Source organism: Roseinatronobacter ekhonensis (genome assembly GCF_900499075.1).
Classification (GTDB): domain Bacteria; phylum Pseudomonadota; class Alphaproteobacteria; order Rhodobacterales; family Rhodobacteraceae; genus Roseinatronobacter; species Roseinatronobacter ekhonensis.
In genome coordinates this window covers 13990-34948 of sequence record NZ_UIHC01000016.1, presented here as the reverse complement: position 1 = coordinate 34948, position 20959 = coordinate 13990, and the positions used below count along the sequence as shown (strand labels likewise).

The 20959-nt window shown below is 60.3% G+C and carries 21 protein-coding genes; 8 read left to right on the top strand and 13 right to left on the bottom strand.

The genetic code is table 11. The features are described from left to right. Window positions 1–20: 20 nt before the first annotated feature. Window positions 21–839, bottom strand: a complete 819-nt coding sequence (locus tag ROE7235_RS09500) for an endonuclease/exonuclease/phosphatase family protein (protein WP_245963921.1) — start codon at window positions 837–839, stop codon at window positions 21–23. Window positions 840–925: 86 nt separating this feature from the next. After that, window positions 926–2701 (bottom strand): SLC13 family permease, encoded by a 1776-nt coding sequence (locus tag ROE7235_RS09495; protein ID WP_121095005.1) that lies wholly within the window; start codon window positions 2699–2701, stop codon window positions 926–928. Window positions 2702–2885: 184 nt separating this feature from the next. Between ROE7235_RS09495 and acuI the strand changes: the two genes are divergently transcribed. Continuing rightward, window positions 2886–3878 (top strand): acryloyl-CoA reductase, encoded by a 993-nt coding sequence (acuI, locus tag ROE7235_RS09490; protein ID WP_121095003.1) that lies wholly within the window; start codon window positions 2886–2888, stop codon window positions 3876–3878. 97 nt (window positions 3879–3975) lie between these two features. Continuing rightward, window positions 3976–4869, top strand: coding sequence for a c-type cytochrome (locus ROE7235_RS09485; RefSeq protein ID WP_121095001.1), 894 nt, complete (start codon window positions 3976–3978; stop codon window positions 4867–4869). Window positions 4870–4871: 2 nt separating this feature from the next. Here ROE7235_RS09485 and ROE7235_RS09480 read toward each other — a convergent pair whose 3' ends face one another. Next, entirely contained in the window at window positions 4872–6326 is a 1455-nt protein-coding gene (locus tag ROE7235_RS09480) for a sensor histidine kinase (RefSeq protein WP_121094999.1), read from the bottom strand. Beyond that, a complete protein-coding gene (locus tag ROE7235_RS09475; RefSeq protein WP_121094997.1) occupies window positions 6323–7054 on the bottom strand; it encodes a response regulator transcription factor in 732 nt (243 codons plus the stop codon). Before ROE7235_RS09475 ends, ROE7235_RS09480 begins: the two co-directional genes overlap by 4 nt. Before the next feature lie 186 nt (window positions 7055–7240). On the opposite strand from ROE7235_RS09475, the gene ROE7235_RS09470 reads away from it, so the two are divergent. From ROE7235_RS09470 to ROE7235_RS09455, 4 genes are all read left to right on the top strand, one after another. After that, window positions 7241–8485, top strand: a complete 1245-nt coding sequence (locus tag ROE7235_RS09470; protein WP_183073443.1) for an ABC transporter substrate-binding protein — start codon at window positions 7241–7243, stop codon at window positions 8483–8485. Between the two features lie 99 nt (window positions 8486–8584). Next, window positions 8585–9454 carry a carbohydrate ABC transporter permease gene (locus tag ROE7235_RS09465; RefSeq protein ID WP_121094995.1) on the top strand — a complete coding sequence of 290 codons (870 nt, stop codon included), beginning with the start codon at window positions 8585–8587 and terminating at the stop codon, window positions 9452–9454. After that, window positions 9447–10337: a carbohydrate ABC transporter permease gene (locus ROE7235_RS09460; RefSeq protein ID WP_121094993.1), complete on the top strand. Its 891-nt coding sequence runs from the start codon at window positions 9447–9449 to the stop codon at window positions 10335–10337. Before ROE7235_RS09465 ends, ROE7235_RS09460 begins: the two co-directional genes overlap by 8 nt. A 4-nt stretch (window positions 10338–10341) precedes the next feature. Further along, complete coding sequence (locus ROE7235_RS09455; protein WP_121094991.1) at window positions 10342–11439, top strand: ABC transporter ATP-binding protein; 1098 nt, start codon at window positions 10342–10344, stop codon at window positions 11437–11439. A gap of 148 nt (window positions 11440–11587) precedes the next feature. On the opposite strand, the gene ROE7235_RS09450 is transcribed toward ROE7235_RS09455, so the two are convergent. The 6 genes from ROE7235_RS09450 to ROE7235_RS09420 form a co-directional block, all read right to left on the bottom strand. Next, window positions 11588–12385 (bottom strand): DUF1217 domain-containing protein, encoded by a 798-nt coding sequence (locus ROE7235_RS09450; RefSeq protein ID WP_121094989.1) that lies wholly within the window; start codon window positions 12383–12385, stop codon window positions 11588–11590. Further along, the gene (gene flbT, locus ROE7235_RS09445) at window positions 12382–12786 is read right to left on the bottom strand and encodes a flagellar biosynthesis repressor FlbT (protein ID WP_121094987.1); all 405 of its coding nucleotides are present in this window, start codon (window positions 12784–12786) and stop codon (window positions 12382–12384) included. Before flbT ends, ROE7235_RS09450 begins: the two co-directional genes overlap by 4 nt. Then, window positions 12783–13160 carry a flagellar biosynthesis regulator FlaF gene (flaF, locus tag ROE7235_RS09440; protein WP_245963924.1) on the bottom strand — a complete coding sequence of 126 codons (378 nt, stop codon included), beginning with the start codon at window positions 13158–13160 and terminating at the stop codon, window positions 12783–12785. The genes flbT and flaF overlap by 4 nt, the downstream gene beginning before the upstream one ends. 178 nt (window positions 13161–13338) lie before the next feature. Next, the gene (locus ROE7235_RS09435; protein ID WP_121095068.1) at window positions 13339–14532 is read right to left on the bottom strand and encodes a flagellin N-terminal helical domain-containing protein; all 1194 of its coding nucleotides are present in this window, start codon (window positions 14530–14532) and stop codon (window positions 13339–13341) included. 212 nt (window positions 14533–14744) lie between these two features. Continuing rightward, a complete protein-coding gene (locus ROE7235_RS09425) occupies window positions 14745–15086 on the bottom strand; it encodes a hypothetical protein (protein WP_121094981.1) in 342 nt (113 codons plus the stop codon). Next, entirely contained in the window at window positions 15083–15355 is a 273-nt protein-coding gene (locus ROE7235_RS09420) for a rod-binding protein (RefSeq protein ID WP_121094979.1), read from the bottom strand. The genes ROE7235_RS09425 and ROE7235_RS09420 overlap by 4 nt, the downstream gene beginning before the upstream one ends. Before the next feature lie 32 nt (window positions 15356–15387). Between ROE7235_RS09420 and ROE7235_RS09415 the strand changes: the two genes are divergently transcribed. Both ROE7235_RS09415 and ROE7235_RS09410 read left to right on the top strand, forming a co-directional pair. Beyond that, on the top strand, window positions 15388–16836 hold the full coding sequence (locus ROE7235_RS09415) for a flagellar hook-length control protein FliK (RefSeq protein WP_121094978.1): 1449 nt from the start codon (window positions 15388–15390) through the stop codon (window positions 16834–16836). Between the two features lie 39 nt (window positions 16837–16875). Beyond that, window positions 16876–17541, top strand: coding sequence for a flagellar hook capping FlgD N-terminal domain-containing protein (locus tag ROE7235_RS09410; protein ID WP_121094976.1), 666 nt, complete (start codon window positions 16876–16878; stop codon window positions 17539–17541). Window positions 17542–17573: 32 nt separating this feature from the next. On the opposite strand, the gene ROE7235_RS09405 is transcribed toward ROE7235_RS09410, so the two are convergent. Genes ROE7235_RS09405 through ROE7235_RS09395 form a run of 3 tightly spaced genes read right to left on the bottom strand, consistent with a single transcriptional unit; the run spans window position 17574 to window position 20932 of the window. Continuing rightward, on the bottom strand, window positions 17574–18704 hold the full coding sequence (locus ROE7235_RS09405) for a pyridoxal phosphate-dependent aminotransferase (protein ID WP_121094974.1): 1131 nt from the start codon (window positions 18702–18704) through the stop codon (window positions 17574–17576). 42 nt (window positions 18705–18746) lie between these two features. Further along, window positions 18747–20273 (bottom strand): cryptochrome/photolyase family protein, encoded by a 1527-nt coding sequence (locus tag ROE7235_RS09400; RefSeq protein WP_121094972.1) that lies wholly within the window; start codon window positions 20271–20273, stop codon window positions 18747–18749. Continuing rightward, entirely contained in the window at window positions 20267–20932 is a 666-nt protein-coding gene (locus ROE7235_RS09395; protein ID WP_121094970.1) for an SDR family NAD(P)-dependent oxidoreductase, read from the bottom strand. The genes ROE7235_RS09400 and ROE7235_RS09395 overlap by 7 nt, the downstream gene beginning before the upstream one ends. Between the last annotated feature and the right edge of the window lie 27 nt (window positions 20933–20959).

Below are 20959 nucleotides of genomic sequence, written 5' to 3'. Positions count from 1 at the left end.
GAGTTGAAGGGCTGCTCTTGTCAAATGTTCAAAACAAGCGGGCAGTGATCTGAAACCTCTGGATCGTAGACCAAATCAAATTTCTGCACCACATCAGCATCGCTGATCATCATATAATCGGCAAATCTGCCCGGTTTCTTGTATTGAGAGTTTCGGGTGCTGGTAAATCCGTGTCCTGTCACCAGTTCACAAAAACCTGCATTGGCTAGAATCTGAAGCGTTTCGCTTTCCGGCTCAACATTGAAATCGCCGCAAATCACTCGCACGTCCTCTGGCGTTGATACTCGCCCCGAAAGATCAAGCAAGCGCTGCGCCTGATCCGCGCGTTCGGGTGTATCCATTTTCCCATCTAAATCGCGCAAGCCATGCATATGCGTAACACTGATGGAACGATTGGAATTGTAATCGTACACGCGCACGCCATGCGCACTGCGGGACCGAGGGTGTTCACCGTAGCCAACTGGTGAAAATGTCTTGTGTACAAAATCTTGAACCTGACCAATGATCGGAACGGATTTATGGACAAATGTCGCCAACCCCCATTGCGACGGGATGGACTGGTCTTCATCCCATAAAACGCCCTGCGCGGCTGGACAGAAAATAGCGACATGATCTGGCAAAGCTCTGGATACATCGCGGAAGAAATTTGCGCGTTGCTGCAGAATGTGGTCCCCGTCACGATACGTCAGCCAATCTTTGTCCGAGGTTGGGCTATGGACGACCTCTTGCAAGCATAGAATTTCTGGAGAGGCAGCTTGGACGTAGGGCAGCAGGTATTTGTGGAGCTTTCCACCCCAGCCGTTTAGGCACATAATTTCCATAAAGCCCCCGATCAGCAACCGAACCTGACATTCGCTGCATTTAATCAAATCTGCAAGATGGGCTCTGACCCGACCTTGGGCATTCCGCATCGAGTGACGTAGCCCTAAAACGGAAAGAACAGCGGGATGATAAACACCGCCATTGCGGCATAGAGCAGGTTCAAAGGCAGGCCCACGCGTAGAAAATCGGCGAACTTGTAGCCCCCGGCGCTATAGACGAACGTGTTTGTCTGGTAGCCGATGGGCGTGGCGAAGCTGGCAGAGGCCGCGAACATCACCGCGATGATGAAGGGCCGCGGATCGTAGCCCAGTTCCAGCGCCAGTGCGATTACGATGGGGCCGACCAACACCGCGACGGCGTTGTTTGACACCATTTCCGTCAGCGCATTGGTCAGCACATAGACCGCCGCCAGAATAGCCACTGGTCCCAGACCGCCGACAAGGCCGACGGTTTGCTTGACCAGCAATTCAGCCGTTCCCGTTGCAGACAACCCCATGCTCAGGCCCAGCATGCCGAAGATCAGGAACAGGATACGCCAGTCAATCGCGTCAAACGCTTCTTCTGGGTCCACGCAGCGCGTTAGCATCACCGCCACCGCGCCGATCACGGCCAGCCCGGCGATGGGCATGACATTCAGGGCGGCCAGTATCACCACGCCCAGAACCACGCCAATCGCGATCGGGGCCTTGCCGCGCCGCACCGGTTGTTCCGAGGGCTGGGTCAGATTGACGATGCCACCATCCTCGATCATGCGTTGAATACCCTCTGGGGGGCCTTCCAGCAGGAGCGTGTCGGCAAACTGCAAACGCAGTTCCTGCACCTCGTCAGAGATGTTGCGCTCTTGCCGGTGGACCGCCATCAGGTAGACACCATAGCGCCGCCGCAGTTTCAGCGCCTTGATAGGCCGCCCGCGCAGGTGCGAATTGGGACCGATACTGGCCTCCATCGTGATGGTGCGGTCGGCGGTGACAGGGGCAAAGCCGCTATCGGCCATGTCGCGGAATTCGATCTCGCCGTCTTCCTTCAGCCCCAGAATCTCTCCGGTGTCGGTCTTGATAACCACGCGGTCGCCCGCTTCCAGCACCACGTCGTCCAGTTTGCGCCGCAAAGACACTTCGCCGCGCACCACGTCCAGCACCCGCGCCGCACGGCTGTTGAAGGGCAGGTCGGCCAGCGTTTGGCCAATATAGGTCGATCCGGCCGGGATAAGCAGGCGCGCCATGAACTTGCGTTTGCCGTCCTGCCCCAGCATCGACGCCATCGAAGTGCGGTCGGGAAGCAGGTAGCGGCCTGCGACCATCATGTAGGCCAGGGCCACCGTCGCCATGGCCAATGCAGGCAAGGTCATTTCGAACATGGTGATCGGGGGCTGGCCGGCGTCCGTGGCCACACCGCTCATCAGGATATTGGTCGAGGTGCCCACCAGCGTCAGCGTGCCCCCGAAGATCGCGGCATAAGATAGCGGGATCAACATGCGCGAGGGCGCAACCCCGATAGACCCTGCAATAGAAATCATCACTGGCGTCAGCAAAATGACAACGGGCGTGTTGTTCATGAAGGCCGAGGCCACCATGGCCCCGCCCATCATCAGAACGATGGCACGCAGGTAAGACCCCCGCGCCTGTGTCCGCAACCATGCGCCCAATATCTCCAGCACGCCGGTGCGTTCCAATGCGGCAGACAGGATGAACATCATCGCAATCGTGATCGGTGCGGGCGACGCGAAGACTTGCAGGAAATCTCCCGTCGGCAAGATGCCACTGACCAGCATCGCGGCAGATGCGCCCAACGCCGTCACCTCCGGCGGGTAGATTTCCTTGAAGAAGCTGAACAACACAGCCGCCAGAACCAGAAGGACGAAGATCTGCTCGAAGCTCATGCAGGGCCTTTGAGATGTGAGGGCGGTTTTCGGCAGTTAAGTCTGAAATTGGCGGGCGTCACAATGGCAAATTGGGCAGGGAAACCGGTAGGAAAACGGCGCGATGCAAAAAGTCGCAGGGTAGGCATGGCTTTGCCGGATGTGCTGCATTAGGCTCCGCACAACTATTAGGAAGGGACCAAGCATGACATTCAAGGCGCTCGTTGTCGACAAGCTGGAAGACGGCACGACCAAGGCCACCGTGCAGGAAATGACCGAGGACCGCCTGCCCGCAGGTGAGGTGACGGTCGCGGTTGAGTATTCCACGGTGAACTACAAGGATGGCCTGTGCGTTGGGCCGGGTGGCGGGTTGGTGCGGACCTATCCGCATGTGCCGGGCATCGACTTTGCCGGCACGGTAGAGGCGTCGGATGACCCCCGCTATAAACCCGGCGACGCGGTTGTTCTGACCGGCTGGCGCGTGGGCGAGGCGCATTGGGGCGGCTACGCCCAGAAAGCCCGCGTCAAAGCTGACTGGCTTGTGCCACTGCCAGAGGGGATCACCGCACGGCAGGCGATGGCCGTGGGCACTGCAGGCTTCACCGCCATGCTCGCCGTCATGGCCCTTGAGGATCACGGGCTGGTGCCGGGGCATGGGCCGGTGCTTGTGACAGGGGCTGCGGGCGGTGTCGGCTCTGTCGCAGTTGCGATCCTGTCGGCGCTGGGCCATGAGGTCGCGGCGGTGACAGGACGGCCAGAAACCGAAGGCTACCTGCGCGCACTTGGGGCGACCCAGATTGTCCCGCGCGAAGAGTTGAACGAAACCGTCAAACGCCCGCTGGAATCGGAAACATGGGCAGGCTGTGTCGATGCCGTGGGCGGTGCCATGCTGGCGCGTGTGTTGGGGCAGATGAAATACCGCGCGTCGGTCGCCGCCGTGGGGCTGGCGGGCGGTGCGGGATTGCCCGCGACTGTGGTTCCCTTCCTGTTGCGGGGCGTGAACCTATTGGGGATCGATTCGGTCTTGCAACCCTATGACAATCGCCTGCGCGCGTGGCGGCGCATTGCCGCCGACCTGCCAATGGACAAGCTGGACGCGATGGTTCAGCCCGCCACTCTGGCCGATCTGCCGCAGCTTGGCGCGGATATCCTGAAAGGTCAGGTTAAAGGGCGCGTTGTGGTGGACGTGAACGGCTAAAATCAGGCTCGGGGCATGGCTTGGTGTTTACATAACGGCTTAGGCGATTAGTTTCGCCCAACACCTATCTAACAGTCGCGTAAACACAGAGGATGAAATGCCCCAGCGCCATGATTCGATAAACTCTATGAGCCCCGCAGATAAATTGCTGCGGGTTGGCACTTTTGGCGGTTTCGCGCTCTTGTTGTTGCTGGTGACCGTGCGTAGCTTCAGCGACGGTCCCGGCCCGCAAGACGCGCCGCAAGTGGCAGAGGCCTCGCAAGAGGCGCCGGACCAGACGGCAGAAGAGTCGTCGGCGACCGAAATGGCGGATGCCACGCCACAAGAGGAAGCGACCGAAGAGCCTGCCGACATTGCCGAGGCACCTGAGGCCGAGGAAGTCCCCGAGGTCGAGGTTGCAGAAGCGGAGGTCGAAACGGCTGATGCCGCGCCCGAGGCCGAGACAACCGAAGCCGCGCCCGAGGCCGAGAGTGCCGAGCCGGAAGCGACTGCCGAAGCGGTCGAAGAGACTGAAATGGCAGCCGAAGCAGACGCCGCCGCACCCGAGCCCGAAGTGGCGGAGAGCGGCACGGTGGCAGAGGCCGAAGTCGCACAAGCAGACGCCGCATCAGCGGATGCTGCCACGTCCGAGGCTGACGCCTCTGCAGCGGACCCGATGGCGGAGTCCACCTTTCTGGCCAGTGCCGATATCGAGAGCGGCGAAAGCGCATTCCGCCAGTGTTCTGCCTGCCACCAATACGAGAATGAACGCAACGGTGCTGGTCCGCATCTTGTGGGTATTGTCGGGCGTGACATCGGCGCGGTCGATGACTGGCGTTATTCCGATGCGTTGCTGGATGCCGAGGGCGTCTGGACCCCAGAGCGCCTGAATGCATGGCTGACCAACCCCGACGACTATCTCCCTGGCAATCGCATGATTTACCCCGGTGTCCGCTCCGAGCAGGAGCGTATCGACATCATCGGGTTTCTGGCTGCGCAAGCGCAGGACTGAGCCTAGCCACGCGGCAGGATCAGCCGCGCACATAAACCTTGGGGGCGTTGCTCAAATTCCAGCTCGCCCCCATGCTGCGCCGCGATGGTTGCCACAATACTCAGGCCCATGCCAAAACCCGAAATCGGTGTGCCATCGGCATCGGTTAAATTGTCGCCACGCTGGAACGGATTTGTCAGTCGGCGCAGGCTGTCAGCATCCAATTCGCGGCCGGCATCCTGCACCTCCAGCACCACGCGCTCTGAATAGGCGCGCAGGGTAATGTCGGCGCGCCGACCGTATTTCAGGGCATTCTCTATCAGGTTCGACAGCGCCCGCTCCAGCGCCAGAGGGCGGCCGGTGAACAGCAAACGCCGCGCTTCGGGCAATGCCATGCGGCGAGGGCGCCCTAGCGCAAAGACGGTTTGTGCCGTGTCCATACTGGCCGGCGCGGCGAGCGTCATGCCGACGGGACGGCCTGTGTCGCGATAATCATCGACCACGGCTTCGGTCAGGGCGGCCAGACAGAATTCGCGCGCGCCCTCTGCGGCGATCTCGGCGCGGGTAAAGGTCAGGACTTCCTCGATCATTGCGCCCATGCGGTCCAGATCATCCTCGAACCGCGCGCGCAACTCGGTATCCTCTATCAGCGCCGCCCGAAGGCGCAGGCGCGTGGCAGGGGTTCCAAGATCATGGCTGACGCCCGACAGCACCATCGCACGCCGCGCCAGTCGAGCGCGTTCGTCGGCCAGATAGCCATTCACGGCAGTGATGGTGGCGCGCAATTCCTCTGGGCCGGTCAGGGCCAGATCTGCGGTTTGGCCCGGCCGGCGGCGCGCGGCCAACCCGCGCGCGAAATCGCGGAATCCGCCCGCAGTGTCAGCAGCATGCGACAGCAGCGCCATCAATGCGACGCCAGCGAGTGCCAGGGCCCCGATGCGCCAGTCGCGCGGTTGAGCGGCGCAGGACCATAGCGGGCTTTCGACCCGCCACCATGGACCGTTGTCGGCGCGCAGGAAAACAACAGGGTCCGAGCAAAGCTGGCCCAGCTTGCGCGACAGCGCCGCCATGCCGCCATAGGCTCCGGCCTCCGCCCCCAAATCGGCAACGGGGTATTGCAGGCTGGCGCTGACCACTTGCACCTGCAAACGCACCCCGCCGCCTTGGCCCGCCCCATCGGGGCCGGGCTGGCGAAAGGCCAGCGATGTGATGCGCGCGGAGGACGGTAGCCCGGCCTCTGTCGCACCGGGCGGGGGCGCGGTTGGGGCGCTGCGCCCAAGTGCGACCAGCCGCGTTTCTCCCGACAGGGGCGCGCCCAACAACACGGTTCCTGCCAAGTCGCGGCCTGTTTGGGCGGCATTGTCCAGATGGCTCCGCCATGCCTGAGTCGAGGAGAGCCACAGCCAGGCTGCTACGACGCCTGCACCCATGGCCGCCAGAATCCACAGGCTGGCCCAGCCGCGCAGGCTGCGGATCATGCCTCGACCTCGACCGGACAGGCCAGCACATAGCCCACACCGCGCGCAGTATGGATCAGGACCGGGTCTTTCGGCGCGTCCTCTATCTTGCTGCGCAAGCGGCCCACCAGCATGTCGATGGCGCGGCCTTCAGCGGGGTCGGTGGCCCCTTCCCCCAGAACATCCATCGCTTCTGCGATTTCGTCGCGCGAAAGAGGGATTTCCGGGTTGGCCAGAAAAACCTGCAACAACTGGCGTTCGCGCGTCGAGAGTGCCACCTCGTAGCCGCCCGGCGCGTGGGCGCTGGCCTCTCTGGTGTCGAAGCGCCAGCCCGCAAACCGGTAAACCCGCGCCTGTCTGCGGTAAGCGAGCGATGCGGCTCGCCGCGCGCGGCGCAGCACAGCGCGCACACGGGCGACCAGCAAATCGGGATTGAAGGGTTTGGCGATATAATCATCGGCCCCAGAGCGATAGCCTGCCATGCGGTTGTCATCAGCGGAGAGTGCCGAGACCATGATGATCGGAACATCGTGTTCCTGCCGCAATTGCTGGCAGATGCGTAACCCGCTTTCATCGCCCAGCATCACATCCAGCAAGATCAGGTCCACGCGCCCCGCCGCCATTTGCTGTGCCACACCCGCGCCGTCACGCGCGCCTGCGACGGCAAACCCGTTGCGTTGCAACCAGCCGACCATCATGGCGCACATGTCTTCGTCATCATCGACCACCAACAGGCGGGGAATGGCCATTCGCGCTCTCCTGCACGTCGCGTCTGGCTTGGTGTAGCACCATCCGCACGGGTTTTGTAACAGCCTGTAACAAGGTGCCGCAAAATCCGTCAATTGCGGACTGCAAGGCCGTTGCGTGATGCCCGTCGCTTGCGTCATGGTGCGAGGGTCTGGCGGATGTCCCGCCAACCATCTGGGAGGATGATCATGAATATGAAGACGATTCTTGCGACGTCGGTCGCTTCTTTCTGCATGGCCGGTGCTGCGCTCGCAGAGCCTCAGGCAGAAGTTCTGCATTGGTGGACCTCGGGCGGCGAAGCCCGCGCTGTTGCCGTGTTGCAGCAAGAATTCGCCAGCCGTGGCGGCGAATGGACCGACATGCCCGTGGCCGGCGGCGGTGGCGATGCGGCCATGACTGCCTTGCGTGCCCGTGTGCTGTCGGGCAATGCGCCGACCGCTGTGCAACTGAAAGGCCCCGCCATTCAGGAGTGGTACGCTGAGGGCGTTTTGGCCGATATTTCCGATGTGGCAGAGGCCGAAGGCTGGGCAGACATCCTGCCCGCATCCATTGCCGGTCACATGCAGTGCGAGGGCACATGGTGTGCTGCGCCCGTGAACGTGCACCGTGTGGACTGGGTCTGGGCCAACAAGGCGATCCTGGACGAGCACGGTATTGCCATGCCCACCACGTGGGACGAGTTCAACGCCGCGGCCGACAAGCTGCAAGCCGCAGGCATCACGCCGCTGGCGCATGGTGGTCAGGCTTGGCAGGACGCGACCGTTTTTGAAACCGTCGTTCTGGGGCTTGGCGGGCCGGATTTCTTCCGCTCGGCGCTGATCGACCTGGATATGGACGCGCTGACATCCGACACGATGAAAGCTGCCTTCGACCAGATGCGCACCATGCGCGGATATGTCGATGCCAATTTCTCAGGCCGTGACTGGAACCTTGCCACCGCGATGGTCATGAACGGTGAAGCCGCCTTCCAGATCATGGGCGACTGGGCCAAGGGCGAATTCCTGGCCGCCGGTCAGGTTCCGGGCGAAGACTTCCTTTGCGGCTCGACCCCCGGTGACGGCTATCTTTACAACGTCGACAGCTTCGCGATGTTCGAAGTGGACGGCGAAGACGCGCAGGCCGGTCAGGCATTGCTGGCAGAGCTGATCGTCGGTCAGAACTTCCAGAAAGTGTTCAACCTGAACAAAGGGTCGATCCCGGTGCGCAGCGACGTGTCGCTCGACGAGTTCGATTCTTGCGCTGTGACATCGTCCAATGACATGGCCGCCACGTCCGAAGCCGGTTCGCTGCTGCCATCCTACGCGCATGGCATGGCGCTGCGCGGCGCGCAGGCCGGGGCGATCACCGACGTTGTGACCGCGCATTTCAACAGCGACATGTCATCGGACGATGCTGTGCAAATGCTGGCCGACGCAGTCGCCAACTCGATGTAACGCCAATCGGGCCGGGGGCATCTGCCCCCGGCCCACGCGCGGCACCGCGCCGCCAGTGGCCTTGCGCCATCCCATTCCCCAACCGAAGGGAGGCTTCCCATGCAATGGCTTGAACGCCATGTGCCGAAGCTTGTTCTGGCACCCAGTTTCATCGCAGCCCTGCTTTTCGTCTACGGCTTTATCGGCTGGACGGCATGGGTCAGCTTCACCCGTTCGCGCTTGCTGCCGAATTACGACCTTGTTGGCACCATCCAGTATGAGCGTCTCTTCGCCTCTCCGCGCTGGGAAGTCGCGCTGAACAACCTGTTCGTGTTCGGTGTTCTGTTCATCGGCGTCGCGATGCTGCTGGGTCTGCTTCTTGCGATTTTTCTGGATCAGAAAATTCGCACCGAAGGCGTGCTTCGCACGATCTACCTGTATCCGATGGCGCTGTCGCTGATCGTGACCGGCACCGCGTGGAAATGGATGCTGAACCCCGGTCTGGGGCTGGAATCCATGGTGCGCGGCTGGGGGTTCGAGACCTTCTCCTTCACTTGGATCACTGATCCCGACATGGCCATTTACACCGTGGTCATCGCCGGTGTCTGGCAGGCATCGGGCTTTGTGATGGCGCTGTTTCTGGCTGGGCTGCGCTCGGTCGATGGCGAGATCATCAAGGCCGCGCAGGTCGACGGCATTCCGACCCACCGCATCTATACCGCGATCATCATTCCAAGCATGGCCCCGATCTTCCTGTCGGCCTTTATCGTGCTGTCGCATCTGGCGATCAAAAGCTTCGACCTGGTCATTGCACTGACCGGCGGTGGCCCCGGCTACGCGACCGACCTGCCCGCCACCTACATGTATGCCATGGCGTTTTCGCGCGGCGATATCGGGCAGGCTGCGTCAAGCGCGATGATCATGATGATGATCGTCTTCGCGATCGTGGTGCCATACCTCTATTCAGAGCTGAGGGCGAAACATGACTGATACATCCTATGCCCCGCCGACCCAATCTCGTGGTCTGAAAATCGCGCTGCGCTGGGGGCTTTACCTAATGCTGGGCGTATTCGCGGTCTGGTATCTGCTGCCCTTGTTCGTGATGCTGACGACCTCGTTGAAAAGCCTCGAAGAAATCCGCACCGGCAGCCTGATCGCCCTTCCGCGCGAAGTAACATTCGACGCGTGGCGCACCGCCTGGTCAGGGGCCTGCACCGGCATTCAGTGCGAAGGGTTGCAGCCCTATTTCTGGAACTCGGTCATGCTGGCCGTTCCGGCTGTCATGATCTCGACGGTTCTTGGTGCCATGAACGGCTATGTCGTTGCGCAATGGCAATTTCGCGGCGCGAATATCATCTTCGCGTTGATGCTGTTCGGCTGTTTTATTCCGTTCCAAGTGGTGCTGTTGCCCATGGCGCGCACGCTCGGCATCTTGAATATCGCGGGTAGCATTCCGGGGCTGATCTTTGTGCATGTCGTCTATGGTATCGGGTTCACCACGCTGTTTTTCCGTAACTACTACGTGACGATCCCGGCAGAATTGACCAAGGCTGCAAAAATCGACGGGGCGGGGTTCTTCCGCATCTTCTGGTCGATCTTCCTGCCGCTGTCTCTGCCGATCATCGTTGTGACCGTCATTTGGCAATTCACCCAGATCTGGAATGATTTCCTGTTCGGTGTGTCCTTCAGTCAGGCGGGCACCCAGCCGATCACGGTTGCGCTGAACAATATCGTAAACTCCACCACCGGCGTGAAAGCCTATAATGTCGACATGGCCGCCGCGATCATCGCCGCGCTGCCGACATTGCTGGTTTATGTCGTCGCCGGGAAATACTTCATCCGCGGGCTGACCGCAGGCTCTGTGAAAGGTTAATCCCATGTCCCATATCCTAGAGGTCGACGGCCTGTTCAAAAGCTATGGTGCGACCGAGATCCTCAAAGACATAAATGTCAGCATCGACAAGGGCGAATTTCTGGTTCTGGTTGGTCCTTCGGGCTGCGGGAAATCCACGCTTCTGAACTGCATTGCGGGGTTGGAGCCGATCACCGGCGGTGCGATCCGAATCGCGGGACAGGACATGACCGAGGTCAGCCCCAAGGACCGCAATATCGCCATGGTGTTCCAAAGCTACGCGCTCTACCCCACAATGAGCGTGGCCAAGAACATCACCTTCGGCATGCAGGTGCGTGGCGTGGACAAGGCCACACAGTCCGCCAAGTTGGCCGATGTGGCGCGCCAGTTGCAGATCGAACCACTGTTGAACCGGCGTCCAGGCCAGTTGTCGGGCGGCCAGCGCCAGCGCGTCGCAATGGGCCGGGCACTGGTGCGCGACCCGGCGTTGTTTTTGTTCGACGAACCACTGTCGAACCTTGATGCCAAGCTGCGTGTTGAAATGCGCACAGAGATCAAGCGCTTGCACCAAGACCTCGGGGCAAGCATGGTCTACGTGACCCATGACCAGATCGAAGCGATGACGCTGGCGACCAAGATTGTGGTCATGAAAGGCGGCATTATCCAGCAGATTGGCACCCCGCATGAGATTTATACGCGTCCCGCCAACACCTTCGTCGCCGATTTCATGGGCTCGCCCGCAATGAACCTGATCCCAGCGCGCGCCACGCCGAACGGGCAGGGCAGCGTGATCGAAATTGCGCGGGAGGGCGCGGAACCACTGCGGCTGGACGAGCCGCGCCATGCTGGTTTGAGCGGAGAGATACTCTTGGGGCTGCGACCCGAGGACATGCACGAAGCGACCGCGCGCGCAGGAGAAGCGTTGCAGGGCGGCGCCGTGCGTGTCGATGTGGTGGAGCCTGCTGGTGCCGACACATATGTCGTCGCGCGATTGGGTGGCAAGGAAGTGACCTCGCGCCTTTCTGCCGACACGCAGGCCCGTGCGGGCGCAGCGCTCGAATTTGGGTTCGATTTGTCGAAAGCGTCGTATTTTGCGCCCGAAACTGGCGAAAGGCTTGCCTGATCACGGGGCTGGGCGTTTTGCAAATCGCCCGGACCTGGCTTGTCGGCGCCAAAAAGCGGGTCGCTTGAAATGTCTGACTGCGTCGCGGCATCCGTGCTTGCGGCTCGTCTGACGCCTCCAAGCCTTGCGCGGCAATCCGCCTGCGGTGTCACCCCGTCGCCGACAACAGGCTTAAGGCAACGGCGGCACCACTCATCCCCGCTTGGCTGGCGCGAAGTTGATCCATCAGCAGAAAGCGCCGGGTGATCGTTTCGATCATCTCGGGTTGGGCCAGTTCGGCAATACTATCGGTTCCGAACCGGTTTCTGGCTGCGTCCTGCAATCGGATGATTTGATCGTCGATATCCAGCGCTGCAAATTCCTTGGGCAAGCCAAGGGCCGTTTCGACGACGCGCCGCGTCGGCGGATCGCCCAAGACGGCGAACCACCGCGCTGTGTCCGAGCGTGTGCCAGCCGCGATTTCCGGCAGGCTGCGCTCGAATGCCAAGGAAAAGCGCATCGTCTCTTCGCTGTCACCAACGGCGATTTCGAATTCCTTGGTCTGGTATTGACTGATCAATCGGTCTGCCAGACCCTCTGGCGCGCTGCCGCTTCCTCCTGGCGCTAAATGTGCCATTTCGCGTGCCAGCGCCAGATAGCGTTTATCGGCCAGCCGGTTGCCGAGGGCAGAGCGATCCGACGTGCCGTCCGATATGACCTTGCGAATAAATGCGCGGTTTTCGAGGTCCTCTTGCAACCCGAAAGCGCCCAGCACAACATCGAGGGCCTGCAGGTTCTCCACCAGATCACCAACTGTGCGCATCGCCGAAAAATCGCGCTGAAAGCTCTGTGTCACGCGCTCCATTCGCGGGCTATTGGCAAAACTGGCTTCTTGGCGGGCTTGTGTGCGTTTCAAAAACGCCCATCCGGCAAGACCGCCAATCGGGACAAATGGTTGAAAGCTCATACCCGATGCGCCGCTAAAAGACGTGCCTCGCGTGGTAACAGCGCGCGCAGGGATTTGAGAGCTTGGTAAAACTCGAAACCAACCGCCGCCTCTGTTGCATCTTTCAGCAATCGGTCGCTATCAGGGTCCAGAAAGACCTGACTGAGTTGCTCGATCGCGCGCAGAAGCGGCGTGTGCAGGTCTTCGACCTTCGCATCGCCAGACAATAGAAGCTGCGCCATGTAGCAGGTTCGTTTCACTGGTGTGGTCGCCTCATCGGGATGGATCGCGTCCCGCAAGCGCAGCACTTTTGCATTCGGCGTTTGAATTGACAGGCTTGCTCTTTTGTCACCATTCTCGATGACGGCACCGTTCAGAAGCACCCGTTCGCGCGGGGCCAGCCTTATGACAAGACCCGTCATGACACCCCTCCCTGGCCTTTCAGGCCGCGCATGACGGCGATGTTCAGATCGACCAGAACCTCTGCATCTTCGTCGCCCCGCAACACTGCCTCTGTGTGCGTCATGGTGAATTGCGCCAACCCGAGCAACTGTCCTCTGAGGTTTTTGGGCAGCCGGTTTGCATCTGATGCCAAATCCAGCGCAAGTTCGGTCCATAGTCGCCGGTTCGCGGTCAAAGCCTCTGCGAGCGCGGGAAAATTGGTAGCCCCGCCTTCGATAGCGGTTCGCAAGCGAGCCGTGATTTGTGCGAAAACATCGTATTCTATGGACCGTGGCGGCTTGTGCGAACTGCTTGGTGTTCCATAGGCCGCAAGAGCCTGAGCGTGGGCGTTCATTCCATGTCCCCCGAAAATGGTTGCATTGGGCGTGCCGACCTCCAGCCATGGTGTCGAAAACGCTGCCATCTAGTGCCGGTTCGTAGTTTTCGGCGCCTGTGGCCCCGTTTCGTCTGTCGAACTCACCGTGAAAGTCGGTGTCTGGACCCCGGTGTCCCTGGGGTCCAGACGGTTATTATTAGCGGAACAGGGACAGAATGTTCTGCGGTTGCTGGTTAGCGATCGACAGCGATTGGGTTGCCAACTGCTGCTGCACCTGAAGTGCCTGCAAACGCGCCGATGTCGCTTCCATATCGGCATCTACAAGACTGCCAATGCCGGTGGTCAGAGAGTCTGTCAGGTTGCTGACAAACTCGGCCTGGGTGTCGATCCGCTTTTGGATGGAGCCAAAGGCCGCTGCTGCGTCAATCCCTGTCTCGATCAGCGTTTCGATCGTACCAAGTGCCCCTGCTGCATCGGTTTCCACGTCAATCGTGCTCAGGGTTGCAAGATCGCCGGCGCCGGCATTTTTGAATTGCGCGGTTACAGCGACGTCATCGGTCCCGTTATTGGTGAAAACCAAATCACCCGGGCTTCCGCTGTCATAGTCAACTTCAAGCCCGTCGACACCGAGCGCATCAATCGCATTCTTCAGGCCGACTGCCACTAGGTCTGCGGTCGTGGTCGCATCGACATCGCTTTGACTGACCGTGTAAGAGACTGACTGATCACCGATGCGCAGGCCGATCTTGTCACCTGCGACATAGGTCGGATCTTCGATTGTCAGGGTTTCGGTTCCGCCTGCCCCATCAAGCGAAAAAGCCGCCCGGTCCTGGTCTGTGGATGCTGTGCCCGTTGCAAGCGAGAACGCCGCTTTTGCGGCGTAGCCGCCCGTCGACATATCCTGACCAGCAACATCAATTGTACTGGCCGTGACATCCGACCCGGAACGATCCAGCGACGAGAGAACGGAAACGGTCGCGTTGTTCGTCAATAGGTTCAGGCCGTTGAATTGTGCCGCACCGATCACCGATGTGATCTGCTCGCTGAGCGCATCGATATCCGTCTGGATCTTTCCGCGGTCCACGTTTTCTTCCTGCGCGCCGACGATCAACCCTTTCATCTGCGTGAGCAGATCGGTAACTGTTTCGGATGCCTGACGGGCCACACCTATGGTGGAAGAGCCCAGTGACAGGCTGTCGGAGATGGCTTTGAAGCCTTTTACGTCCGATTCCATGGTTTTGGAAATGGACCATACAGCGGCGTTGTCGCGCGCTGAGCCGACGGATTTGCCTGTAGAAATTTCGGCTTGCGTTTGTGCGAGCCCTTTGTTGACGCCGCGCAACGTTTGCAGCGCGACCATCGCGCTGGAGTTGGTCAGAATGCTTGACATGGTGTTTACTTTCACAAGAGTGCATTTTGCACGATGAAATAAATCGCCTTTTCGGGCGGGTTAGATGCATTCTGCAGGCGACCCGGCTTTGGGTCGGTCGACAGTCCGGTCGATGGCTTCATATTGGCTATGAACGGTTTAGAAGTCGTGAACCGGGCCAAAGCAAACAAAGAGTGCGCGTGGTTTTTCATCCATATGGTTAACACACCCCATCACGCTTTCTGAACCAACTGGCGCGTGGATTGTTGCAGCGGGTGACGCGTTCCATCGGCACTATAGGCCAGCGTCTGAGGACCGCGCGCGTCACGGGTTACAAGCGCACGGGCCGTCTTGATCGCGTCCGCAACCATGCGGAGCAATTCGGAATTCCGCTGGGTGATCGAGCGAAGGCGCTCCATTTCTGCCGGTGCAAGATGGGTCTCTGCAAGGCGCTGGGTCGCACGGTCCTTGCGGTCCGCGATCTGATCGAGAGACTCTATATCACCCGACAAAAGCGCGGCCTGCTCCGCCATCAGGACCGCGTGAATCTGTTCGAACGGTGTGGAGCGCATCATGTGCCCCCCTCAACGCTGTCGGACGTGTAGTGGCGAATGATCACTTCGGCCAGGCCGACGCCGCCGCGGTCAGCGATTTGCTGGGCTTGGGCATTCAAAAGAAATGACGAGAACTGCGCCTCGCCAATTCCACCCTCCGATGATGCACTGCCGGCACCCGCCGCTGAAAGCATTTGAGCCAAAAAAACAGCCTCAAACTGGTTGGCCACTGTCTGAAGCTTTCCCGCTGGCAGGGTCGGTCGCGACAAAGCGGTTACAGATTCGATCATTATTCTCTCCATCTTACCCAGCCATTTTCCTGATGGTCGGTAAAGATTCGGTAAGCAGTTGGTGTCAAAATGCTGACGAGGAGGGGCCTATGCCTGATTTCACATTGCAAACAGATTTGACACCGCCACACAGGGGGCGGCAGACGAAGGCAGACACGCAGCCGTCGGAAGATACAGGCTTCGCACAGCATCTATATCCGGAGCAGGCTGCCGGGACTCCACAGGCCGCGCTTCACACCCGTGTCGGGGTGGTTGAAAAGGATGGGGTGGACACCTTGGATGCGGACCGGAGGAGCGCGCGCAGGGATTCTCACACCGCGCTCTGGCACTTGCCGAAGGGGATTGACCCGACTTTGGGTTCTTCGCGTGAAACTGAAATGGCGAAAACCGATTTGTCAGCGTCGGGCGAGGTGTTGAAGGACGGCGCGCAGCTAGTGGCGCTCTCCGGCAATAGCCAAGACGTGTCGCTAAAAGTTGGCGGTCATCCGCTAGAGGCGGACGGCGCGCGCGTTCTACCGCTGACGCAGGGTTCAGCGAGCTTGGTGCCGCAAGAACATCGATCAGCCGCAGGCGCATCGGGCGGGCCAGATCAGGGTGTAGCAGTGGAAATGCCACAGGTTTCGGAAACCAGAAAAATCCAAAATGCGCAGTCTGAAACGGTTTTTCGCTCTGCAGAGAGCCACATTCCCGTCGCACCCCTCGCCCTGCGTCCGGATACGGCGCAAGGTGTCGCGCGCCTGTCACCTGCTGCGCCAGCTTTGGCTGTGTTGAACGCTTTCGTTCCAGAGCCGCGCAAACTGCAAAGCCTGCCAGACCAGCGGTCGTTCGAGCGCGTTGCAAGGGATCGGTCGGGTAACATGGTGCCAGTTCAGGGGCCGCAACCAGCCCTGCCGGGCACTGTTGCCGCCACCGCACCGGCCACCATAGGGACAAAGCCGATAGCCCAGCCTGCTTCGGCGCTGCTGGTTCCCGAAGTGCCCGAACCTTGGCATAACGCGCCGCTGAGGGAGCGTGATGCCATCGGTCTTGCAACGCCGCATGCGACAAACCAAGTTGCCCACTCCGGATCGCAAAACTTCGCAGCGCCAACCACGCCACCGTCGCCAACGGCGCAAATCGCCCAGATGCTCGCACAGACAAAAGGCGACGTGTTCGAGATTACGCTGTCGCCGGAAGAACTTGGGCGGGTCCGTATCCACCTGCAGCAATCCGAGATCGGTTTGCAGGTTTTGATTGCGACCGAACGGCCTGAAACACTGGATTTTCTACGTAAAAATATCGCGGCCCTATCTCGTGATCTGTCCGATCTCGGCTTCGCGGGGGCGCGATTCGAATTCGAACAGGGTCATCAGGACGGACAGCATAACGGGCGATCCAGCGATGCCGATTTGCCCGCTCAGATTATGCCCGTGCTTGGTACCGATGTGCCGCCAAGCCTTTCGCCCCAAACCCAAACGAACGGTTTGGACCTGCGTTTTTAGCCCGCAGCTGCGTTGCAACTTTATAGAGGAAATCTGCCTATGCTGGACCCGCTTGCTCCTGTGAACACCCCCCAACGCTCTGCGGTGCCGCAAACAGCGGCAGATCAGACCGAAGCGGGGGATTTTCAGACATTCCTGACAATGCTCACGGCCCAAATGCAAAACCAGAACCCATTGGAACCGATCGAAGCATCTGATTTTGCTGCACAACTTGCAACCTTTTCCGGAGTGGAACAACAGGTTCAGACGAATGAATTGTTGGGACGTCTGGCAACGCAAATGGGCCTGGCGGATCTTGCGGCATGGGTGGGGCGCGATGTTCTGAGCCCGGCGCCGGTGCAATATAACGGTGCGCCCCTGCAGCTTATTCCACCAGAGGTGTCGCAGGCGAACCGTGCAGAATTGGTGGTTACCGACAGCAATGGACGCGAAATCGGCCGATATGACGTGGACCCTCGTAGCACCGAAATTCTGTTTGAGGTTCCGCCCGAGGCGGGCGCTTTCGGAACAGGCGAATTTTACAGCTTCACGATGCTGAGTTACCGCGATGACGAGCAAATCGCCGAGAACCCTGTGCTTGGGTATGCCAATGTGCGCGAGGCGCGCTCTGATGGCGGGCATACTTTGCTGGTGCTTGACGGTGGTCAGATTGTCGACAGTGAAGATGTGATCGGGCTACGCGATCCCGCCCCGACACCTGCCTAATAGAGGGCGCTCATATGTTCGACAGGGGCGGATCAGGTTTTTTGAGGGGCTTTAGTGGCGTGTGCACAGTCTGCGAGCGCTTTTGGCAAAGCGGTTTCAAAGGCATCCAGCGGGCCATCCGGTGCCGCGCTGACCCTGATACAGCGATCTTGCGGTGCGACAAAGGGCATGCGTACGAAGATATCACGCGCCATCAAAGCATCGACGAGGCGTCGGGCAAAATCACCGTCGCGCCCGGTATCCAATGCCACGAAACTGGCGGCAGAGGGCAGCGCATAGAGCCCGCAATCGGCCGCAATCTGCGCAATCCGAGCGCGCGCGCGCGCCACATCACCTTGAACACTCTGCAGCCATGCCTGGTCCTGCAGTGCCGCCAGCGCGCCCGCTTGTGCGACCCTGCCCATACCGAAATGGTTCCGGATGCGGTCGAACATCGCAATCAGGTCCGGCGAGCCGATGCCATAGCCAACCCGAAGCCCCGCCAGTCCGTAGAGTTTGGAAAATGTCCGCATACGGATAACATGCGGGTTATCCGGGTCAATTTCAGGGGCGGTGCCGCTGGGAGATGCGTCTATATAGGCCTCATCAAGCACCATCAATGTGCCATGGGGAACGGCCTTGATCATGCGTTCCACCACTCTGGCGCTGTGCCAAGTGCCCATCGGGTTGTCGGGATTGCAGAAATAGAGCAGTTTTGCCCCCGTCTCATCCGCCCGTGCAAGGAGCGCACCGGGGTCTTCGTGATCGTCGCGATAGGGCACTTTGTGCAAGACGCCGCCATAGCCTGCGACATGGTAGCTGAAAGTCGGGTAAGCGCCGTCCGATGTGACCACCGGATCGCCCGGCGCGACCAGCATGCGTACCAACATTCCCAACAGCCCGTCAATGCCCTCCCCGATGATGATATGCGCGGGGGTCACACCATGGTGCTCAGCCAAAGCCGCGCGCAGGTCATAGCACTCGGAATCGCCATACATCCAGGATTCGGGCGCGGCGCGGCGCATGGCCTCGACTGCTTTGGGCGACGGGCCGAATCCGCTTTCATTGGCGCCGATTCGTGCCCTGAACGGACGTCCATTGGCGCGCATTTGCGCGTCTGGTCCGACAAATGGCACCGTAGCAGGAAGGTCAGCGACCAGCGGGGTGAAGCGCGGTGTTTTCATGCGACAGGGATAGGCGAGCGACATCGGCAGGGCAAGCCTGTGTCAAACCGTTTCGCCGTCATCGAGCCTTTGCAAAAACGTGTCGGCCTCGGCCAATACCGTTCGGCGGCGATCGGGGTCCATACGGTCGAAAGTGCGATACATCTGCGCCATGCGTGGATTCTGCGAAAAACGGTCCCGGTGGCGGATCAGAAAGTGCCAGTACAGCAGGTTGAACGGGCACGCGCGCGGCCCTGTCTTGTCTTTCACACGGTAATCGCATGACTTGCAATAATCTGACATCCGATCAATGTAGGCGCCGGAGCTTACATAGGGTTTCGATCCGACCACACCGCCATCGGCGAATTGCGACATGCCGATCACGTTGGGCGCTTCGACCCATTCGTAGGCATCGGCGTAAACCGCCAGATACCATTCATGCACATGCGCCGGGTCAACGCCTGCCAGCAACGCGAAATTTCCCGTGACCATAAGGCGCTGAATATGGTGCGCGTAAGCCAGATCGCGGGTTTGCCCGACCGCATTCTTCAGGCAATTCATACGCGTCTCCGCGCCCCAAAACAGGTCGGGGAGCACGCGGTCATGTGCCAGCGTATTTCTGCCGGTGTAGTCTGGTCCTTCAAGAAAATAGATGCCGCGCATGAACTCTCGCCAGCCGATGATCTGCCGGATGAAACCTTCGACCGAATTGAGAGGGGCTCTGCCGTTGTCATAGGCCTTGGCGGCGCGGGCACAAACCTCTAGCGGGTCCAACAGCCCCGCGTTCAGATAGAGCCCGATCACCGCGTGGTAGAGATACGGGTCATCCGTCAGCATCGCATCCTGATAAGTGCCGAAATCGGGCAGCGCATGCGTGATAAAATGGTCCAGCACCCGCAACGCACCTGCGCGGTCGGTCTGGAAACGCAAGGGACGGAGCGTGCCGAAATTGTCAGGAAAGCGCGTTTCGACGAGGTCAAGAACCTCATCTAGAACGGGATTGCCCTGCGCCTCTGGCGGGGCGTTGCGAAACAGGTCGCCCTTGGCCGGTTTGCGGTTGTCATGGTCGAAATTCCACTTGCCGCCCGCGGGTTTGTCGCCCTCCATAAGCAAGCCAGTCTTGCGTCGCATCTCGCGGTAGAAATACTCCATCCGCAAGGATTTCCGGCCCTCCGCCCATGCCTCGAACTCGCTGTGGGCGCAGATGAAGCGCGTATCCTCCAACATTGTCAGTGTCAGGGGCAGATCGCGCAGCGCCAAGATCAGGCGCCATTCCCCGGGTTCGGTGCACAGCACGCAGTCGGTTCTGAATTCTTCGGCGCGGCGTAGCAATTCGGCGGGAATCGAACCCGCGTTTTCCGTGTCATCCAGCCGGGTGTAGGCAACGCGCCAGCCACGCGCTTGCAATGACGCTGCAAACTTGCGCATTGCGGTAAAGGTGAAGGCTATCTTCTTGGGGTGGTGCGGGACATAAGACGCTTCGGATGCGACCTCGGCCATAACCACCACATCTTGCGTCGGGTCGGCATGGGACAGCGCCGACAACCCATCCGACAGTTGGTCGCCCAGAACCAATACCAGTTTCACCATGACACAGGTTTTCCGGCATAGTCGAAAAACTGCCCTGACTGCTCAGGTCCAAGGGTATCCATAACGTCCAGCAAGCGCGTGGCGGCATGGTCCGGCGCGACAGCGGGATGGCGCCCAAGGTATTTTTCGGTAAAGGGCGTGGCAACGGTGCCGGGGTGCAGGGCAATACAAGCAAGCTGCTTGTGAGAGCGTCCCAGCTCTATCGCCGCGCCGCGAATGATCTGGTTCAACGCCGCCTTGGCCGCGCGGTAACTATGCCAACCGCCAGCGCGATTGTCGCCGATTGATCCCACGCGCGCGGACAATGTGGCCACAACGCAGGGTGCATCGCGGGGCATAAGGCGCGCAGCGTGGGCAAGCACCAGCGCCGGTCCGGTCGCGTTCAGCGCGAACTGTGCGGCCATGCCCTCGGGGGTGATGTGTTTCAGTGCCTTTTCCGGGCTGTGTTTGTCGATCTCCAACGCGCCCGTGGCGATTATTATGCGCTGAAAGGGGCCTTCCAGCGCCCCCATCTGGTTATTGACGGTGGCCGCATCGGTGACGTCCAATCCGTCTTTGCTGCGCGACAGACCCGTTACTTGCCAGTCGCGCCGAACCAGCTCCGCGCACAGCGCCCGGCCTATTCCGCCCGATGCCCCGATCACCAGTGCTTGTTGCATGCTGCCTCCTATTCAACGCGGTAGCTA

Bases quoted from the DNA above. Each gene is read 5' to 3' on its own strand.
- ROE7235_RS09495 (WP_121095005.1), bottom strand. From the start codon at position 2,701: ATGAGCTTCGAGCAGATCTTCGTCCTTCTGGTTCTGGCGGCTGTGTTG.
- acuI (WP_121095003.1), top strand. From the start codon at position 2,886: ATGACATTCAAGGCGCTCGTTGTCGACAAGCTGGAAGACGGCACGACC.
- ROE7235_RS09485 (WP_121095001.1), top strand. From the start codon at position 3,976: ATGCCCCAGCGCCATGATTCGATAAACTCTATGAGCCCCGCAGATAAA.
- ROE7235_RS09480 (WP_121094999.1), bottom strand. From the start codon at position 6,326: ATGATCCGCAGCCTGCGCGGCTGGGCCAGCCTGTGGATTCTGGCGGCC.
- ROE7235_RS09475 (WP_121094997.1), bottom strand. From the start codon at position 7,054: ATGGCCATTCCCCGCCTGTTGGTGGTCGATGATGACGAAGACATGTGC.
- ROE7235_RS09470 (WP_183073443.1), top strand. From the start codon at position 7,241: ATGAATATGAAGACGATTCTTGCGACGTCGGTCGCTTCTTTCTGCATG.
- ROE7235_RS09465 (WP_121094995.1), top strand. From the start codon at position 8,585: ATGCAATGGCTTGAACGCCATGTGCCGAAGCTTGTTCTGGCACCCAGT.
- ROE7235_RS09460 (WP_121094993.1), top strand. From the start codon at position 9,447: ATGACTGATACATCCTATGCCCCGCCGACCCAATCTCGTGGTCTGAAA.
- ROE7235_RS09455 (WP_121094991.1), top strand. From the start codon at position 10,342: ATGTCCCATATCCTAGAGGTCGACGGCCTGTTCAAAAGCTATGGTGCG.
- ROE7235_RS09450 (WP_121094989.1), bottom strand. From the start codon at position 12,385: ATGAGCTTTCAACCATTTGTCCCGATTGGCGGTCTTGCCGGATGGGCG.
- flbT (WP_121094987.1), bottom strand. From the start codon at position 12,786: ATGACGGGTCTTGTCATAAGGCTGGCCCCGCGCGAACGGGTGCTTCTG.
- flaF (WP_245963924.1), bottom strand. From the start codon at position 13,160: ATGAACGCCCACGCTCAGGCTCTTGCGGCCTATGGAACACCAAGCAGT.
- ROE7235_RS09435 (WP_121095068.1), bottom strand. From the start codon at position 14,532: ATGTCAAGCATTCTGACCAACTCCAGCGCGATGGTCGCGCTGCAAACG.
- ROE7235_RS09425 (WP_121094981.1), bottom strand. From the start codon at position 15,086: ATGATGCGCTCCACACCGTTCGAACAGATTCACGCGGTCCTGATGGCG.
- ROE7235_RS09420 (WP_121094979.1), bottom strand. From the start codon at position 15,355: ATGATCGAATCTGTAACCGCTTTGTCGCGACCGACCCTGCCAGCGGGA.
- ROE7235_RS09415 (WP_121094978.1), top strand. From the start codon at position 15,388: ATGGTCGGTAAAGATTCGGTAAGCAGTTGGTGTCAAAATGCTGACGAG.
- ROE7235_RS09410 (WP_121094976.1), top strand. From the start codon at position 16,876: ATGCTGGACCCGCTTGCTCCTGTGAACACCCCCCAACGCTCTGCGGTG.
- ROE7235_RS09405 (WP_121094974.1), bottom strand. From the start codon at position 18,704: ATGAAAACACCGCGCTTCACCCCGCTGGTCGCTGACCTTCCTGCTACG.
- ROE7235_RS09400 (WP_121094972.1), bottom strand. From the start codon at position 20,273: ATGGTGAAACTGGTATTGGTTCTGGGCGACCAACTGTCGGATGGGTTG.
- ROE7235_RS09395 (WP_121094970.1), bottom strand. From the start codon at position 20,932: ATGCAACAAGCACTGGTGATCGGGGCATCGGGCGGAATAGGCCGGGCG.